Here is a 14511-nt window from a genome sequence, read left to right as displayed (position 1 = left end):
CCTCCAGAAAAGGGTAGCCGGTCCGCAGCGGGCGGCCGAAAGACCAGCGTAACGCAGAGAGGGGCCGGAGAATCTCCGACCCCTCTCTGACGTGGTTACTTGACGGAACCGCCCGCGGCCACGATCTTCTGCTCGGCAGAACCCGAGACCTTGTCGACCGAGACGGTGAGCTTCACGTCGATGTCGCCGTTTCCGAGAACCTTGACCTTCTCGTTCTTGCGAACGGCGCCCTTGGCGACCAGATCGCTGACGGTGACATCGCCGCCCTTCGGGTACAGCTCCGCGAGCTTCTCCAGGTTCACGACCTGGTACTCGACGCGGAACGGGTTCTTGAACCCGCGCAGCTTCGGAGTGCGCATGTGCAGAGGCATCTGCCCACCCTCGAAGCCGACCCGAACGGTGTTGCGGGCCTTGGTGCCCTTGGTGCCGCGACCGGCGGTCTTGCCCTTCGAGCCCTCACCGCGACCGACACGGGTCTTCGCGGTGTTGGCACCCGGGACGGGACGCAGGTGGTGGACCTTGAGGACCCCGGGGCGGGACGCCGGAGCATCCGCCTTCGGAGCGGCCTTCTTCGCAGCAGGCTTCTTGGCAGCAGCCTCAGCCTTGGGTGCCTTCGCGTCGGCAGCGGCCTTGGCAGGCGCCTTCTTCGCAGCGGGCTTCTTCTCAGCCGCAGCCTTGGGAGCGGCAGCCTTCTTGGCGGGGGCCTTGGCGGCCTTTTCCTCGACGGCGTCGTTCTTCTCAGCCATTAGTCGATCTCCTCAACCTTGACGAGGTGTGCGACGGTCTTGACGTAGCCGCGCGTCTGCGCGTCGTCGGGGCGAACGGTGGTGTCACCGATGCGCTTCAGACCGAGGCTGCGCAGCGTGTCACGCTGGTTCTGCTTCTCGCTCACCTTGGACTTGATCTGGGTCACCTTCAGACGGGCGGCCATCAGGCACCTACCTTTGCAGCAGCCGCCGCAGCGGCCTTGGCCTCATTGCGGATGATGATGCCCGGGACGACGGCGTCGTAGTCGAGGCCACGACGGGCCGCGACGGCGCGAGGCTCCTCGAGGCTCTGCAGCGCGGCAACCGTCGCGTGCACGATGTTGATCGTGTTCGACGAGCCGAGCGACTTCGACAGCACATCGTGGACACCGGCGCACTCGAGCACGGCGCGGACCGGACCACCGGCGATGACACCGGTACCGGCGGCAGCCGGACGCAGCAGCACGACACCGGCAGCGGCCTCGCCCTGCACCGGGTGCGGGATCGTGGTGCCGACGCGGGGCACGCGGAAGAAGTTCCGCTTGGCCTCTTCGACGCCCTTCGAGATGGCCAGGGGCACCTCACGGGCCTTGCCGTATCCGACGCCGACCAGACCGTTGCCGTCACCGACGACCACGAGAGCGGTGAAGCTGAACCGGCGTCCACCCTTCACGACCTTCGAGACGCGGTTGATGGTGACGACGCGCTCCAGGAACTGGTTGTCACCACGATCGCGCGAGTTGCGGTCACGGCCACCCTGGTTGCGGTCACGACCGCCGCGGCGGCCTTCGCGTGCGGGCTCTGCCTGAGTCGTGCCGGCAGCCGTCTCGGAGACGACAGCGGCCGTCTCCTGCGCGGCAGCAGCCGTTTCGGTCACTTCGTTCTCCTTGTTGTCACTCACAGTGCCAGCCCCCCTTCGCGGGCGCCATCGGCGATGGCCGCGACGCGACCGGCGTAGCGGTTGCCACCGCGGTCGAATACGACCTCGGTGACACCGGCGGCCTTCGCACGCTCGGCGACGAGCTCGCCGACCTTGCGGGCCTTGGCGGTCTTGTCACCGTCGAACGAACGCAGCTCGGTCTCGAGCGTGGACGCCGAGGCGACGGTACGGCCCTTGCTGTCATCGACCAGCTGGACGAAGACGTGGCGGGCCGAACGGTTGACGACGAGACGCGGACGCACCTCGGTGCCGACGATCTTCTTGCGAAGGCGGCTGTGACGACGCGCGCGGGCGTCAGACTTTGACTTGAGAGCCATGGTTACTTACCACTCTTTCCGGCCTTGCGACGCACGTTCTCGCCGGCGTAGCGCACGCCCTTGCCCTTGTACGGCTCGGGCTTGCGGATCTTGCGGATGTTGGCAGCTGCCTCACCGACAGCCTGCTTGTCGATGCCACTCACGGTGAGCTTGTTGGTGCCCTCGACCGTCAGGGTGATGCCCGCGGGCGGGTCGATCAGGACCGGGTGCGAGAAGCCGAGGGCGAACTCGACCGAGCCGCCCTTCTGCTGCACGCGGTAACCGGTTCCGACGACCTCGAGGCCCTTGGTGTACCCCTGGGTGACGCCGATGATGTTGTTGTTGATGAGCGTGCGGGTCAGGCCGTGAAGCGACCGCGACTCGCGCTCTTCGTCGGGACGGGAGACAACCACCTGGTTGTCCTCGACCGCGACCTCGATGGGCTTGGCCACGTTCAGGGTGAGCTCACCCTTGGGGCCCTTCACCGCGACCTCGCGGCCGTCGACCGAAACGGTCACACCCGCGGGGATCTCGATGGGAAGTCGTCCAATACGCGACATTTCGATTACCACACGTAGGCGAGAACTTCTCCGCCCACGCCCTTCTGCTCAGCCTGACGATCCGTGAGAAGACCGGAGGAAGTGGACAGGATGGCCACGCCGAGGCCACCGAGGACCTTGGGGAGCTCCGTGGACTTCGCGTACACGCGAAGGCCGGGCTTCGACACGCGCTTGATACCCGCGATCGAACGCTCCCGGTTGGGGCCGTACTTCAGCGTGAGGGTGAGGTTCTGGCCGACGCGTGCGTCGGTGACCTCGAAGCCTGAGATGTAGCCCTCCTGCTGGAGGATCTCGGCGATGTGGGTCTTGAGCTTGCTCGACGGCAGGGACACGGATTCGTGGTGTGCCGAGTTCGCGTTGCGCAGACGGGTCAGCAAGTCTGCGACCGGGTCTGTCATTGTCATGGTTGTTTTCCTTTGTTCATGAGGTTTCGGCTGCCGTTACACGACAGACGACCTTCGATGAGTCGCAATCTTCAATTGTAAGCGCACACGGGACCCCCGCCCGACGGGCAGGGGTCCTGGGTGTCACGCCTTGGCGTCCTCCGACTGGAACGGGAAGCCGAGGTGGCGGAGCAGAGCCCGGCCCTCGTCGTCCGTCTTCGCCGAGGTGACGACGGTGATGTCGAAGCCGCGAACGCGGTCGATCTTGTCCTGATCGATCTCGTGGAACACGCTCTGCTCCTGGAGACCGAAGGTGTAGTTGCCGTGGCCGTCGAACTGCTTGGCCGACAGGCCGCGGAAGTCGCGGATGCGGGGCAGGGCGAGCGAGACCAGACGGTCGACGAACTCCCACGCGCGGTCACCGCGGAGGGTGACGTGCGCACCGATGGCCTGACCCTCGCGCAGCTTGAACTGCGCGATGGACTTGCGGGCCTTGGTGACGATCGGCTTCTGGCCGGTGATCTTGGTGAGGTCGTCGACCGCGCCATCGATCACCTTGCTGTCGCGAGCCGCCTCACCGACACCGGTGTTGACGACGACCTTGACGAGGCCGGGGATCTGCATCACGTTCTCGTAGCCGAACTCGTCCCGCAGCTTCTGCTGGATCTCGGCCTTGTACTTCTGCTTCAGGCGCGGCTGGATCTTGCCAGCCGGCGCGGCAGTGTCGGTGCTCATCAGAGGTCCTTACCTGACTTCTTCGCGTAACGCACGCGGACGGTGCGCTTGACGCCGTCCTTGGTCTGCTCCTCGACCCGGCGGCCGACGCGGGTCGGCTTCTTGGTCTCGGGGTCGACGAGTGCGACGTTCGAGATGTGGATGGGAGCCTCGAGAGTCTCGATGCCGCCCGTCTTGGTGCCACGCTGCGTCTGGCCGACGCGGGTGTGCTTGGTGATGTAGTTCACGCCCTCGACGATGACGCGGTTCTGCTCGGAAAGGACCTCGAGGACCTTGCCCTGCTTGCCGCGGTCGCCGCCACGCTCGGGCTTGGCGCCCGAGATGACCTGAACCAGGTCACCCTTCTTGATGTTCGCCATGATCAGATAACCTCCGGGGCGAGCGAGACGATCTTCATGAACTTCTTGTCACGAAGCTCACGACCGACCGGTCCGAAGATGCGGGTGCCGCGGGGCTCCCCGTCGTTCTTCAGGATGACGGCGGCGTTCTCGTCGAACTTGATGTACGAGCCGTCCGGACGACGGACGGACTTCTTCGTGCGGACGATGACCGCCTTGACGACATCGCCCTTCTTCACGTTGCCGCCGGGGATCGCGTCCTTGACGGTGGCGACGATGGTGTCACCCAGACCTGCGTAACGACGGCGGGAACCACCGAGAACGCGGATCGTGAGCAGCTCCTTCGCGCCGGTGTTGTCGGCGACCTTGAGGCGGGATTCCTGCTGAATCACTATTACTCCTTGAAGTAAGCCGGAGGCTTACTTGGCCTTCTCGACGATCTCGACCAGACGCCAGCGCTTGGTGGCGCTCAGCGGGCGAGTCTCACTGATGACGACGAGGTCGCCGATGCCCGCCGAGTTCGTCTCGTCGTGCACCTTGCGCTTCTCCGTGCGGCGGATGACCTTGCCGTACAGGGGGTGCTTCACGCGGTCCTCGACCTCGACGACGATGGTCTTGTCCATCTTGTCGCTGACGACGTAACCACGCTGCGTCTTGCGGTAACCGCGAGCGTTCTCGTCACGCACGTCGTGCGAGACGGGAGCTTCCGCTTCCTTCTTGGTGGCCATTACTCAGCCTTCCCTTCGGCGTCAGACGAGGAGTCCTCGGTCTTCTTCGCCTTCGACTTGGTCGCCTTCTTCGCCGGCGCCTCGACCGGAGCCGGCGTCGCACGGATGCCCAGCTCGCGCTCGCGGATCACCGTGTAGAGGCGAGCGATGTCGCGCTTGACGGCGCGGATGCGGCCGTGGCTCTCCAGCTGGCCGGTGGCCGACTGGAAACGGAGGTTGAACAGCTCCTCCTTGGCCTTGCGCAGCTCCTCAACGAGGCGCTGGTCTTCGAACGTGTCGAGCTCTGCCGGAGCGAGCTCCTTGGTGCCGATCGCCATTACGCGTCGCCCTCCTCGCGCTTGATGATGCGTGCCTTGAGAGGCAGCTTGTGAATGGCTCGGGTCAGTGCTTCGCGAGCGAGTTCCTCGCTGACACCTGCGACCTCGAAGAGGACGCGACCCGGCTTGACGTTTGCGACCCACCACTCGGGGGAACCCTTACCGGAACCCATGCGGGTCTCGGCAGGCTTCTTCGTGAGCGGACGGTCGGGGTAGATGTTGATCCACACCTTTCCGCCGCGCTTGATGTGACGCGTCATCGCGATACGAGCTGCCTCGATCTGACGGTTGGTCACGTAAGCGGGGGTGAGGGCCTGGATGCCGTACTCGCCGAAGGAGACCTTCGTGCCGCCGGTAGCCTGACCCGAGCGACCCGGGTGGTGCTGCTTGCGGAACTTGACCTTACGGGGGATGAGCATTATGCCGACGCTCCTTCTGCAACAGGTGCCTCGTTGCGCGGGCCACGACGGCGGTCGCCGCCACGGTCGCGCGAAGGCTTCTGGTTGGCCTGCTCGCGAGCGAGCTCCTTGTTGGTGAGGTCGCCCTTGTAGATCCAGACCTTCACGCCGATGCGGCCGAAGGTGGTCTTCGCCTCGTAGAAGCCGTAGTCGATGTTCGCGCGCAGCGTGTGCAGCGGCACACGACCCTCGCGGTAGAACTCCGAGCGGCTCATCTCCGCGCCGCCGAGGCGGCCGGAGACCTGAATGCGGATGCCCTTGGCGCCGGCGCGCTGTGCGCCCTGCAGACCCTTGCGCATCGCACGGCGGAACGCCACACGAGCAGAGAGCTGCTCGGCGATGCCCTGCGCGACGAGCTGAGCGTCGGCCTCGGGGTTCTTGACCTCGAGGATGTTCAGCTGGATCTGCTTGCCGGTGAGCTTCTCGAGGTCGCCGCGGATGCGCTCGGCCTCGGCACCACGACGACCGATCACGATGCCCGGACGGGCGGTGTGGATGTCGACGCGGACGCGGTCACGGGTGCGCTCGATCTCGATGTTCGATACACCGGCGCGGTCGAGCTGCGTCTTCAGCAGGTTGCGGATCTTGACGTCCTCGGCCACGTAGTCGGCGTAACGCTGGCCCGGCTTCGTCGAGTCCGAGAACCAACGGGACACGTGGTCCGTGGTGATTCCGAGGCGGAAGCCGTACGGGTTTACTTTCTGGCCCATTACTTGCTCGCCTTCTTCTTGCTGTCGCCCTCGGCCGCGGCAGCGACCTCCGGCGTCGAGAGCACGACCGTGATGTGGCTCGTGCGCTTCTTGATCTGGAAAGCGCGACCCTGAGCGCGGGGGCGGAAACGCTTGAGCGTCGTGCCCTCGTCGACGTACGCGTTGGCCACGTACAGGTCCTGCTCGTCGAGGTACTCGCCGTCGCGATCCGCCTTCACCTGCGCGTTGGCGATGGCCGACGCGACAAGCTTGTAGATCGGCTCACTGGCGCTCTGCGGGGCGAACTTGAGGATCGCCAGAGCTTCCTGGGCCTGCTTGCCCTTGATGAGCGCGACGACACGACGAGCCTTCTGAGGGGTCACGCGGATGTGTCGCACGCGTGCGATGGACTCCACCATTTCTCTCTCCTCTATCGTCCCCGCGTCAGCGGCGACGGCCCTTCTTGTCGTCCTTCTCGTGGCCGCGGAAGGTGCGGGTGGGCGCGAACTCGCCCAGCTTGTGACCGACCATGGTCTCGGTGACAAACACAGGGATGTGCTTGCGACCGTCGTGGACCGCGATCGTGTGACCCAGCATGGCCGGGATGATCATGGACCGACGGGACCAGGTCTTGATGACGTTCTTGGTACCGGCTTCGTTCTGCACGACGACCTTGCGAAGCAGGTGCTCGTCGACGAAGGGGCCCTTCTTGAGACTCCGTGGCATCTTCTTCTACTCCTACTTGCGCTTCTTGCCGGCGGTGCGACGACGCACGATGTACTTGTCGCTTTCCTTGTTGGCGTGACGGGTACGACCCTCAGCCTGGCCCCAGGGGGTGACGGGGTGACGACCACCGGACGTCTTGCCCTCACCACCACCGTGCGGGTGGTCGACCGGGTTCATCGCGACACCGCGGACGGTCGGGCGGATGCCCTTCCAGCGGTTGCGGCCGGCCTTGCCCCAGTTGATGTTCGACTGCTCGGCGTTGCCGACCTCGCCGATCGTGGCGCGGCAGCGTGCGTCGACGTTGCGGATCTCACCCGAGGGCAGACGGAGCTGCGCGTAGGGGCCGTCCTTGGCGACGAGACGAACGGATGCTCCGGCAGAGCGAGCCAGCTTGGCACCGCCGCCGGGACGGAGCTCGATCGCGTGGATCACCGTACCGGTGGGGATGTTCTTCAGCGGCAGGTTGTTGCCGGGCTTGATGTCAGCCGACGCACCGTTCTCGATGACGTCGCCCTGCTTCAGCTTGTTCGGGGCGAGGATGTAGCGCTTCTCGCCGTCGAAGTAGTGCAGCAGCGCGATGCGCGCGGTGCGGTTGGGGTCGTACTCGATGTGAGCGACCTTGGCGTTGACGCCGTCCTTGTCATTGCGACGGAAGTCGATGACGCGGTACTGGCGCTTGTGGCCACCACCGATGTGACGGGTCGTGATGCGGCCCTGGTTGTTGCGACCACCGGTCTTCGAGAGCGGGCGCAGCAGCGACTTCTCCGGCGTCGATCGAGTGATCTCGGCGAAGTCAGCCACCGACGAGCCACGGCGACCCGGGGTCGTGGGCTTGTACTTGCGAATAGCCATGATTGTCCTTTATCCCCCGGATCAGCCGATTGCCGTGAAGATGTCGATGGTGCCCGACTTCAGGGTCACGATGGCGCGCTTGGTGTCCTTGCGCTTTCCCGTGCCGAAGCGGGTGCGACGGGCCTTGCCGACGCGGTTGATCGTGTTGACCGACGCGACCTTGACATCGAAGATCTTCTCGATGGCGAGCTTGATCTCGGTCTTCGAAGCGCGCGGGTCGACGAGGAAGGTGTACTTGCCTTCGTCGATCAGCGAGTAGCTCTTCTCAGAGACGACCGGCTTCAGGATGACGTCGCGGGGGTCCTTGTTGAACGCCGTCTGGAGGGCGCCGTTCTGCTCGGTCATGCCGAGACCTCCTCGGTTGCGCCGGTCTTGGAGGCGATGAAGCCCTCGAGAGCGGCCTTGGTGAAGACGATGTCGTCGGAGACGAGCACGTCGTAGGCGTTGAGCTGGTCGAAGCTGATCACGTGGAGGTTCGAGAGGTTACGAATGCTCTTGGTGGTCAGCTCGTCGTTGCGCTCGGTCACGACCAGAACGTTCTTCGACGTGGCGACGGTCGCGAGGAACTTCGCGGCGGCCTTCGTCGAGGGCGCTCCGTCGATGCCGAAGGACTCGATGGCGTGCAGACGGTCACCGCGGAAGCGGTCGCTCAGCGAACCCAGGAGGGCGGCGGCGATCATCTTCTTGGGGGTGCGCTGCGAGTAGTCACGCGGCTTCGGGCCGTGGACGATGCCACCGCCGGTCATGTGCGGCGCGCGGATCGAGCCCTGACGGGCGTTACCCGTGCCCTTCTGCTTGAAAGGCTTGCGGCCGGCACCGGAGACCTCGCCACGACGCTTGGTCGAGTGCGTGCCCTGGCGTGCCGCCGCGCGCTGCGCGACGACGACCTGGTGGATGAGCGGAATGTTCGTCTTGACGTCGAAGAGCGCGGCGGGCAGCTCGATGGAGCCTGCCTTCTTGCCGTCGGCCTTGAGGACGTCGAGCGCGAGAGTCGAGTCAGCCATGGACTAGGCCCCCTTCACTGCGTTGCGGACGTAGACGACGCGGCCACGAGCACCGGGGACGGCGCCCTTGACGAGCAGCAGACCCTTCTCGGCGTCGATGCCGTGCACCGTCAGGTTGAGGACGGTCACGCGCTCGCCACCCATACGGCCGGCCATGCGCATGCCCTTGAAGACGCGGCTCGGGGTCGACGATGCGCCGATCGAACCGGGCTTGCGGTGGTTGCGGTGTGCACCGTGCGATGCCGAAACGCCCTTGAAGTTGTGGCGCTTCATGACACCCGCGGTGCCCTTGCCCTTGCTGGTGCCGACGACGTCGACCAGCTGCCCCGCCTCGAAGAGGCCGTCCACCGTGATCTCCTGACCGAGTGAGTAGTCAGCAGCATCCGCGGTGCGGATCTCGGTGACGTGACGGCGCGGCGTGACGCCGGCTGCCTCGAAGTGGGCGGTGAGGGGCTTGTTCACCTTGCGGGGGTCGATCTGGCCGGCCGCGATCTGAACGGCGTTGTAGCCGTCCTTCTCGGGCGTGCGGACCTGAGTGACCACGTTGGGTGCCAGCTCGATGACGGTGACGGGGACGAGCTTGCCGTCCGCGTTCCACACCTGGGTCATGCCGAGCTTGGTGCCCAGCATTCCCTTGGAAATCTTTGCGTTGATGTCAGCCATTTCGATCCTCAGAGCTTGATCTCGATGTTGACGTCGGCCGGGAGGTCGAGACGCATCAGCGAGTCGACGGCCTTCGGCGTCGGGTCGACGATGTCGATCAGACGCTTGTGGGTGCGCATCTCGAAGTGCTCGCGGCTGTCCTTGTACTTGTGGGGCGACCGGATGACGCACACGACGTTCTTCTCGGTCGGAAGCGGCACGGGTCCGACGACAGTCGCGCCCGCACGGGTCACGGTGTCGACGATCTTGCGCGCCGACGTGTCGATGACCTCGTGGTCATACGACTTCAGGCGAATGCGGATCTTCTGTCCCGCCATTGTCTGCTCACTCTCTTTAAGGCGTCTTACCGTCCTGGATCGGGTGACCCAGGGGCATTGGACGCACGTCGGCGCTGTTCACGCCAGGCACTCTTCATCTGTCAGCCCGCACGCCTCTCAGCGCACGGCAGAACCTCCTGGTGGAGGTGGTGATGTTCTGCTGCCCGCGGCCTAGAACCCTGCATCCGCTTCTTCGGGAGAATGGATGCCGTCTATGCACTGCCCTGGCAGTGATCCGGTGGACGCTCAGCGCACCGCCGGAATGTGGAACCTGTCTATTCTGCCATGCCGGATTTCACTTACGCAAACCCGGGCGTGTCGCGCCTCGATCCCGCGCGAACACAACCAAGGCGGCGCACCCGGAGGTGCACCGCCTGGAAGCTGAATCGTTACTCGTTGCCGATCGACTTGTCGGCCGCCTCGCGGATCTCGTCGATCTTCTCGGACGCTCCGGGGGCGATCTTCTTCGCGAAGTCCGCGACGCCGTCGAGCACCTTGTCGCTGACGTCCTCGGCCTGTTCGCTCTTGACGGCCTCGGCGAGCTTGTCCTTGTTCTGCTCGTACAGGTCCTTGCCCTTGTTCACCATGTCGTCCATACCCATGAGAATCCCTTCGAAGCCGATGCCGGCGGGAATCCCCGCAGCCCTCTCATTGTGCATGCGGATGCCACGGGATGGAAGAGTCCACGGACGACGACAGCGGGGCCGGACCCGAAGGCCCGACCCCGCTGAGGAGTAAGCGAACTTACTTGATGATCTTCGTGACCGTACCGGCGCCGACGGTGCGTCCACCCTCACGGATGGCGAAGCCGAGGCCCTCCTCCATGGCGATCGGCTGGATCAGCTCGACCGTCATGTCGGTGGTGTCGCCGGGCATGACCATCTCGGTGCCCTCGGGCAGCGAGATGACGCCGGTGACGTCGGTGGTGCGGAAGTAGAACTGCGGGCGGTAGTTCGTGTAGAACGGGTTGTGGCGGCCACCCTCGTCCTTGGACAGGATGTACGCGGTGCCCTCGAAGTTCGTGTGCGGGGTAACCGAACCCGGCTTCACGACGACCTGGCCGCGCTCGACGTCCTCACGCTTGAGACCGCGAAGCAGCAGACCACAGTTCTCGCCGGCCCATGCCTCGTCGAGCTGCTTGTGGAACATCTCGATACCGGTGACCGTGGTCTTCTGCGTCGGGCGGATGCCGACGATCTCGACCTCGGAGTTGATGGCGAGGGTTCCACGCTCGGCGCGGCCGGTGACGACCGTTCCACGACCGGTGATGGTGAAGACGTCCTCGATCGGCATGAGGAACGGCTTGTCGCGGTCACGCTCCGGGTCCGGAACGCTGTCGTCGACAGCCTGCATGAGCTCGAGGATCGCGTCGACCCACTTCTCTTCGCCCTCGAGCGCCTTCAGCGCCGAGACCTTGACGACAGGAGCGTCCTCGTCGAAGCCCTGGCCTGCGAGCAGCTCGCGGACCTCGAGCTCGACGAGCTCCAGGATCTCCTCGTCGTCGACCATGTCGGACTTGTTCAGCGCGACGAGCAGGTACGGAACGCCGACCTGCTTGGCGAGCAGAACGTGCTCACGGGTCTGAGCCATCGGGCCGTCGGTGGCGGCGACCACGAGGATGGCGCCGTCCATCTGAGCAGCACCGGTGATCATGTTCTTGACGTAGTCGGCGTGACCCGGAGCGTCAACGTGCGCGTAGTGGCGCTTGGGGGTCTCGTACTCGATGTGCGAGATGTTGATCGTGATACCACGCTGGCGCTCTTCCGGCGCCGAGTCGATGGAAGCGAAGTCACGCTGCACGTTGGTGTCCGACGGGTACTTGTCAGCGAGCACCTTGGAGATGGCTGCGGACAGCGTCGTCTTGCCGTGGTCAACGTGACCGATCGTTCCGATGTTCACGTGCGGCTTGGTCCGCTCGAACTTGGCCTTGGCCACTGGGTCCTCCTCAGGACGTTCGTGTAGAGATTGCCGGGCACTGGATTGTGACCGGTTCTCTACGGGGTTTGATTCTCAGTTTAGTAGAGAGGGCTTTGTGAAGTTGTGTGTTGTCCGACCGGCCCCCGCGAAGGGGCCGGTCGGGCTCAGGGCTTACTCGCCCTTGGTCTTCTGGATGATCTCGTCTGCGACGGCCCTGGGGACCTCGGAGTACGAGTCGAACTCCATCGAGTACACCGCGCGACCAGAGGTCTTCGAGCGCAGATCGCCGATGTAGCCGAACATCTCGGACAGCGGAACAGAAGCCCGGACGATCTTGATGCCGGTGGCATCCTCCATCGACTGGATCTGTCCACGACGCGAGTTCAGGTCGCCGATGACGTCGCCCATGTACTCCTCGGGCGTACGCACCTCGACGGCCATCAGCGGCTCGAGCAGCACGGGGTTCGCACGGCGCGCGGCCTCCTTGAAGCCCATCGAGCCGGCGATCTTGAACGCCATCTCCGACGAGTCGACGTCGTGCGCCGCACCGTCGACGATGGTCGCCTTGACGCCCACCATCGGGTAGCCGGCGAGCACGCCGACGTTCATCGCGTCCTGGAAGCCGGCATCGATCGAGCCGATGTACTCACGCGGGATACGACCACCGGTGACCGAGTTGACGAACTCGTACGTCTTGTCGGCCGTGACCTCGAGCGGCTCGATGTTGAACTGGATCTTCGCGAACTGTCCAGAACCACCCGTCTGCTTCTTGTGGGTGTAGTCGTGCTTCTCGACGGCCTTCTTGATCGTCTCGCGGTAGGCCACCTGGGGCTTGCCGACGTTCGCCTCGACGCGGAACTCGCGCTTCATGCGGTCGACGAGGATGTCGAGGTGCAGTTCGCCCATGCCCTTGATGGTCGTCTGACCGGTCTCGGGGTTGAGCTCCGTGCGGAAGGTCGGGTCCTCCTCAGCGAGCTTCTGGATCGCGAGACCCAGCTTCTCCTGGTCGGCCTTGGTCTTCGGCTCGATGGCGACCTCGATCACCGGCTCCGGGAACGTCATCGACTCGAGGACGACCGGGGCGGCCGGGTCGGCGAGGGTGTCACCGGTGGTGGTGTCCTTCAGGCCGATGACGGCGTAGATGTTGCCCGCGGTGAGCGAGTCGACCGGGTTCTCCTTGTTGGCGTGCATCTGGAAGATCTTCCCGATGCGCTCCTTCTTGCCTTTGGTCGAGTTGACCACGGCGGAACCCGAGTCGAGGTGACCCGAGTACACGCGCACGTAGGTCAGGCGACCGAAGAACGGGTGCACGGCGACCTTGAACGCGAGAGCCGAGAACGGGTCGTTGGCGTCGGGACGACGCTCGATGACCTTCTCCTCGTCCTTGGGGTCGTGCGCCTCGATGGCACCGACGTCGAGGGGGTTGGGGAGGTAGTCGACGACGGCATCCAGCATCGGCTGCACGCCGCGGTTCTTGAACGCCGAGCCGCACAGGACCGGGTAGATCTCGTTGCCGACGACCATCTTGCGGATGGCGCCCTTGATCTCGGGGATCGTGAGCTCCTCGCCGCCGAAGAACTTCTCGAGCAGCGCGTCGTCGGTCTCGGCGACCGTCTCCAGCAGCTGCTGGCGGTACTCGGCGGCCTTGTCCTTGAGGTCTGCAGGAATCTCCTGCACCTCGTAGGAGGCACCCATCGTCACGTCACCCTTGGAGTCACCGGGCCACACCAGGGCGCGCATCTCGATGAGGTCGACGACGCCGACGAAGTCGTTCTCGGCACCGATCGGCAGCTGCAGAACGAGCGGCTTGGCGCCCAGACGCTTGATGATGGTGTCGACGGTGAAGTAGAAGTCGGCGCCGAGCTTGTCCATCTTGTTGACGAAGCAGATGCGCGGGACGTTGTACTTGTCAGCCTGACGCCACACGGTCTCGGACTGGGGCTCGACGCCCTCCTTGCCGTCGAAGACGGCGACTGCACCGTCGAGGACGCGGAGCGAGCGCTCCACCTCGACCGTGAAGTCCACGTGACCGGGGGTGTCGATGATGTTGATCTGGTTGTTGTTCCAGAAGCAGGTCACGGCGGCAGACGTGATCGTGATGCCGCGCTCCTTCTCCTGCTCCATCCAGTCGGTGGTCGAGGCGCCGTCGTGCGTCTCGCCCAGCTTGTGGTTCACGCCCGTGTAGAACAGGATGCGCTCGGTGGTGGTGGTCTTGCCGGCATCGATGTGCGCCATGATGCCGATGTTGCGGACCTTGCTCAGGTCGGTGAGCACGTCTTGTGCCACAGGAGTGTCCTTTTCTGTCTAGCAGTGAGACTGCGAAGAGAGTGGGGTGCCCGCCCCGGCCACGCGGCCGGGGCGGGCGAGCTGTTTACCAGCGGTAGTGTGCGAACGCGCGGTTCGACTCGGCCATCTTGTGAGTGTCCTCACGGCGCTTGACTGCAGCGCCCAGGCCGTTCGAGGCATCCAGGATCTCGTTCTGGAGGCGCTCGGTCATGGTCTTCTCGCGACGGCCCTTGGCGTAGCTGACGAGCCAGCGCAGGGCGAGCGTGTTGGCGCGGTGAGGCTTGACCTCGACCGGCACCTGGTAGGTCGAGCCACCGACGCGGCGGCTGCGGACCTCAAGGGTGGGGCGCACGTTGTCGAGCGCCTTCTTGAGGGTGGCGACGGCATCCTGACCGTTCTTCGCCTCGACACCGCGGAGGGCACCGTAGACGATCGACTCGGCCAGCGACTTCTTGCCGTCGACGAGGATCTTGTTCACCAGCGAGGTGACGATCGGCGCGCCGTATACGGGGTCGTTGACGACGGGGCGCTTGGGGGCGGGACCCTTACGAGGCAT

Annotated in this window: 24 protein-coding genes; all 24 read right to left on the bottom strand. The window is 64.9% G+C overall.

Annotation, left to right across the window (positions count from 1 at the left end; translation table 11 throughout):
* Positions 1 to 95 precede the first annotated feature (95 nt).
* Positions 96 to 746 carry a 50S ribosomal protein L15 gene (rplO, locus tag IM776_RS03665; protein WP_194421683.1) on the bottom strand — a complete coding sequence of 217 codons (651 nt, stop codon included), beginning with the start codon at positions 744 to 746 and terminating at the stop codon, positions 96 to 98.
* Positions 746 to 931, bottom strand: a complete 186-nt coding sequence (rpmD, locus tag IM776_RS03660) for a 50S ribosomal protein L30 (protein WP_017201575.1) — start codon at positions 929 to 931, stop codon at positions 746 to 748. The genes rplO and rpmD overlap by 1 nt, the downstream gene beginning before the upstream one ends.
* Positions 931 to 1647, bottom strand: a complete 717-nt coding sequence (gene rpsE, locus IM776_RS03655; protein WP_194421682.1) for a 30S ribosomal protein S5 — start codon at positions 1645 to 1647, stop codon at positions 931 to 933. Before rpsE ends, rpmD begins: the two co-directional genes overlap by 1 nt.
* Positions 1644 to 2003, bottom strand: a complete 360-nt coding sequence (rplR, locus tag IM776_RS03650) for a 50S ribosomal protein L18 (RefSeq protein ID WP_147037965.1) — start codon at positions 2001 to 2003, stop codon at positions 1644 to 1646. Before rplR ends, rpsE begins: the two co-directional genes overlap by 4 nt.
* A 2-nt stretch (positions 2004 to 2005) precedes the next feature.
* Positions 2006 to 2542, bottom strand: coding sequence for a 50S ribosomal protein L6 (rplF, locus tag IM776_RS03645; RefSeq protein ID WP_194421681.1), 537 nt, complete (start codon positions 2540 to 2542; stop codon positions 2006 to 2008).
* Positions 2543 to 2547: 5 nt separating this feature from the next.
* Positions 2548 to 2946, bottom strand: a complete 399-nt coding sequence (gene rpsH, locus IM776_RS03640) for a 30S ribosomal protein S8 (RefSeq protein ID WP_147037967.1) — start codon at positions 2944 to 2946, stop codon at positions 2548 to 2550.
* Between the two features lie 123 nt (positions 2947 to 3069).
* On the bottom strand, positions 3070 to 3660 hold the full coding sequence (gene rplE, locus IM776_RS03635) for a 50S ribosomal protein L5 (protein WP_194421680.1): 591 nt from the start codon (positions 3658 to 3660) through the stop codon (positions 3070 to 3072).
* A complete protein-coding gene (rplX, locus tag IM776_RS03630) occupies positions 3660 to 4019 on the bottom strand; it encodes a 50S ribosomal protein L24 (RefSeq protein ID WP_147037969.1) in 360 nt (119 codons plus the stop codon). The genes rplE and rplX overlap by 1 nt, the downstream gene beginning before the upstream one ends.
* Positions 4020 to 4021: 2 nt before the next feature.
* A complete protein-coding gene (gene rplN, locus IM776_RS03625) occupies positions 4022 to 4390 on the bottom strand; it encodes a 50S ribosomal protein L14 (protein WP_147037970.1) in 369 nt (122 codons plus the stop codon).
* A 27-nt stretch (positions 4391 to 4417) separates the two neighbouring features.
* A complete protein-coding gene (gene rpsQ, locus IM776_RS03620; protein WP_036324786.1) occupies positions 4418 to 4726 on the bottom strand; it encodes a 30S ribosomal protein S17 in 309 nt (102 codons plus the stop codon).
* The gene (rpmC, locus tag IM776_RS03615) at positions 4726 to 5043 is read right to left on the bottom strand and encodes a 50S ribosomal protein L29 (protein ID WP_194421679.1); all 318 of its coding nucleotides are present in this window, start codon (positions 5041 to 5043) and stop codon (positions 4726 to 4728) included. Before rpmC ends, rpsQ begins: the two co-directional genes overlap by 1 nt.
* Positions 5043 to 5462, bottom strand: coding sequence for a 50S ribosomal protein L16 (rplP, locus tag IM776_RS03610; RefSeq protein WP_144792547.1), 420 nt, complete (start codon positions 5460 to 5462; stop codon positions 5043 to 5045). Before rplP ends, rpmC begins: the two co-directional genes overlap by 1 nt.
* Positions 5462 to 6211, bottom strand: a complete 750-nt coding sequence (rpsC, locus tag IM776_RS03605) for a 30S ribosomal protein S3 (protein WP_194421678.1) — start codon at positions 6209 to 6211, stop codon at positions 5462 to 5464. Before rpsC ends, rplP begins: the two co-directional genes overlap by 1 nt.
* The gene (gene rplV / locus IM776_RS03600; protein ID WP_194421677.1) at positions 6211 to 6609 is read right to left on the bottom strand and encodes a 50S ribosomal protein L22; all 399 of its coding nucleotides are present in this window, start codon (positions 6607 to 6609) and stop codon (positions 6211 to 6213) included. The genes rpsC and rplV overlap by 1 nt, the downstream gene beginning before the upstream one ends.
* A 25-nt stretch (positions 6610 to 6634) precedes the next feature.
* Positions 6635 to 6916: a 30S ribosomal protein S19 gene (gene rpsS, locus IM776_RS03595; protein ID WP_120229702.1), complete on the bottom strand. Its 282-nt coding sequence runs from the start codon at positions 6914 to 6916 to the stop codon at positions 6635 to 6637.
* A 12-nt stretch (positions 6917 to 6928) separates the two neighbouring features.
* Positions 6929 to 7768, bottom strand: coding sequence for a 50S ribosomal protein L2 (gene rplB / locus IM776_RS03590; protein ID WP_194421676.1), 840 nt, complete (start codon positions 7766 to 7768; stop codon positions 6929 to 6931).
* Between the two features lie 21 nt (positions 7769 to 7789).
* Positions 7790 to 8113: a 50S ribosomal protein L23 gene (gene rplW, locus IM776_RS03585; RefSeq protein ID WP_194421675.1), complete on the bottom strand. Its 324-nt coding sequence runs from the start codon at positions 8111 to 8113 to the stop codon at positions 7790 to 7792.
* A complete protein-coding gene (gene rplD, locus IM776_RS03580) occupies positions 8110 to 8772 on the bottom strand; it encodes a 50S ribosomal protein L4 (RefSeq protein ID WP_194421674.1) in 663 nt (220 codons plus the stop codon). Before rplD ends, rplW begins: the two co-directional genes overlap by 4 nt.
* Positions 8773 to 8775: 3 nt before the next feature.
* Positions 8776 to 9435: a 50S ribosomal protein L3 gene (gene rplC, locus IM776_RS03575; RefSeq protein ID WP_144792563.1), complete on the bottom strand. Its 660-nt coding sequence runs from the start codon at positions 9433 to 9435 to the stop codon at positions 8776 to 8778.
* 8 nt (positions 9436 to 9443) lie between these two features.
* A complete protein-coding gene (rpsJ, locus tag IM776_RS03570; RefSeq protein WP_017201594.1) occupies positions 9444 to 9752 on the bottom strand; it encodes a 30S ribosomal protein S10 in 309 nt (102 codons plus the stop codon).
* A gap of 389 nt (positions 9753 to 10141) precedes the next feature.
* Positions 10142 to 10411 carry a hypothetical protein gene (locus tag IM776_RS03565; protein ID WP_323741050.1) on the bottom strand — a complete coding sequence of 90 codons (270 nt, stop codon included), beginning with the start codon at positions 10409 to 10411 and terminating at the stop codon, positions 10142 to 10144.
* An 85-nt stretch (positions 10412 to 10496) separates the two neighbouring features.
* The gene (gene tuf / locus IM776_RS03560) at positions 10497 to 11687 is read right to left on the bottom strand and encodes an elongation factor Tu (RefSeq protein ID WP_194421673.1); all 1191 of its coding nucleotides are present in this window, start codon (positions 11685 to 11687) and stop codon (positions 10497 to 10499) included.
* A 153-nt stretch (positions 11688 to 11840) separates the two neighbouring features.
* Positions 11841 to 13955, bottom strand: a complete 2115-nt coding sequence (gene fusA, locus IM776_RS03555; protein WP_194421672.1) for an elongation factor G — start codon at positions 13953 to 13955, stop codon at positions 11841 to 11843.
* Between the two features lie 85 nt (positions 13956 to 14040).
* Entirely contained in the window at positions 14041 to 14511 is a 471-nt protein-coding gene (gene rpsG, locus IM776_RS03550) for a 30S ribosomal protein S7 (RefSeq protein WP_017201608.1), read from the bottom strand.

This window comes from Microbacterium abyssi (assembly GCF_015277895.1).
In the GTDB taxonomy this organism is placed as follows: Bacteria; Actinomycetota; Actinomycetes; order Actinomycetales; family Microbacteriaceae; genus Microbacterium; species Microbacterium abyssi.
Note: the sequence above shows the minus strand (reverse complement) of the source record. Positions and strands in the feature narration are given on the sequence as shown.

Bases quoted from the DNA above. Each gene is read 5' to 3' on its own strand.
- rplO (WP_194421683.1), bottom strand. From the start codon at position 746: ATGGCTGAGAAGAACGACGCCGTCGAGGAAAAGGCCGCCAAGGCCCCC.
- rpmD (WP_017201575.1), bottom strand. From the start codon at position 931: ATGGCCGCCCGTCTGAAGGTGACCCAGATCAAGTCCAAGGTGAGCGAG.
- rplR (WP_147037965.1), bottom strand. From the start codon at position 2,003: ATGGCTCTCAAGTCAAAGTCTGACGCCCGCGCGCGTCGTCACAGCCGC.
- rplF (WP_194421681.1), bottom strand. From the start codon at position 2,542: ATGTCGCGTATTGGACGACTTCCCATCGAGATCCCCGCGGGTGTGACC.
- rpsH (WP_147037967.1), bottom strand. From the start codon at position 2,946: ATGACAATGACAGACCCGGTCGCAGACTTGCTGACCCGTCTGCGCAAC.
- rplE (WP_194421680.1), bottom strand. From the start codon at position 3,660: ATGAGCACCGACACTGCCGCGCCGGCTGGCAAGATCCAGCCGCGCCTG.
- rplX (WP_147037969.1), bottom strand. From the start codon at position 4,019: ATGGCGAACATCAAGAAGGGTGACCTGGTTCAGGTCATCTCGGGCGCC.
- rpsQ (WP_036324786.1), bottom strand. From the start codon at position 4,726: ATGGCCACCAAGAAGGAAGCGGAAGCTCCCGTCTCGCACGACGTGCGT.
- rpmC (WP_194421679.1), bottom strand. From the start codon at position 5,043: ATGGCGATCGGCACCAAGGAGCTCGCTCCGGCAGAGCTCGACACGTTC.
- rplP (WP_144792547.1), bottom strand. From the start codon at position 5,462: ATGCTCATCCCCCGTAAGGTCAAGTTCCGCAAGCAGCACCACCCGGGT.
- rpsC (WP_194421678.1), bottom strand. From the start codon at position 6,211: ATGGGCCAGAAAGTAAACCCGTACGGCTTCCGCCTCGGAATCACCACG.
- rplV (WP_194421677.1), bottom strand. From the start codon at position 6,609: ATGGTGGAGTCCATCGCACGCGTGCGACACATCCGCGTGACCCCTCAG.
- rpsS (WP_120229702.1), bottom strand. From the start codon at position 6,916: ATGCCACGGAGTCTCAAGAAGGGCCCCTTCGTCGACGAGCACCTGCTT.
- rplB (WP_194421676.1), bottom strand. From the start codon at position 7,768: ATGGCTATTCGCAAGTACAAGCCCACGACCCCGGGTCGCCGTGGCTCG.
- rplW (WP_194421675.1), bottom strand. From the start codon at position 8,113: ATGACCGAGCAGAACGGCGCCCTCCAGACGGCGTTCAACAAGGACCCC.
- rplD (WP_194421674.1), bottom strand. From the start codon at position 8,772: ATGGCTGACTCGACTCTCGCGCTCGACGTCCTCAAGGCCGACGGCAAG.
- rplC (WP_144792563.1), bottom strand. From the start codon at position 9,435: ATGGCTGACATCAACGCAAAGATTTCCAAGGGAATGCTGGGCACCAAG.
- rpsJ (WP_017201594.1), bottom strand. From the start codon at position 9,752: ATGGCGGGACAGAAGATCCGCATTCGCCTGAAGTCGTATGACCACGAG.
- IM776_RS03565 (WP_323741050.1), bottom strand. From the start codon at position 10,411: ATGCACAATGAGAGGGCTGCGGGGATTCCCGCCGGCATCGGCTTCGAA.
- rpsG (WP_017201608.1), bottom strand. From the start codon at position 14,511: ATGCCTCGTAAGGGTCCCGCCCCCAAGCGCCCCGTCGTCAACGACCCC.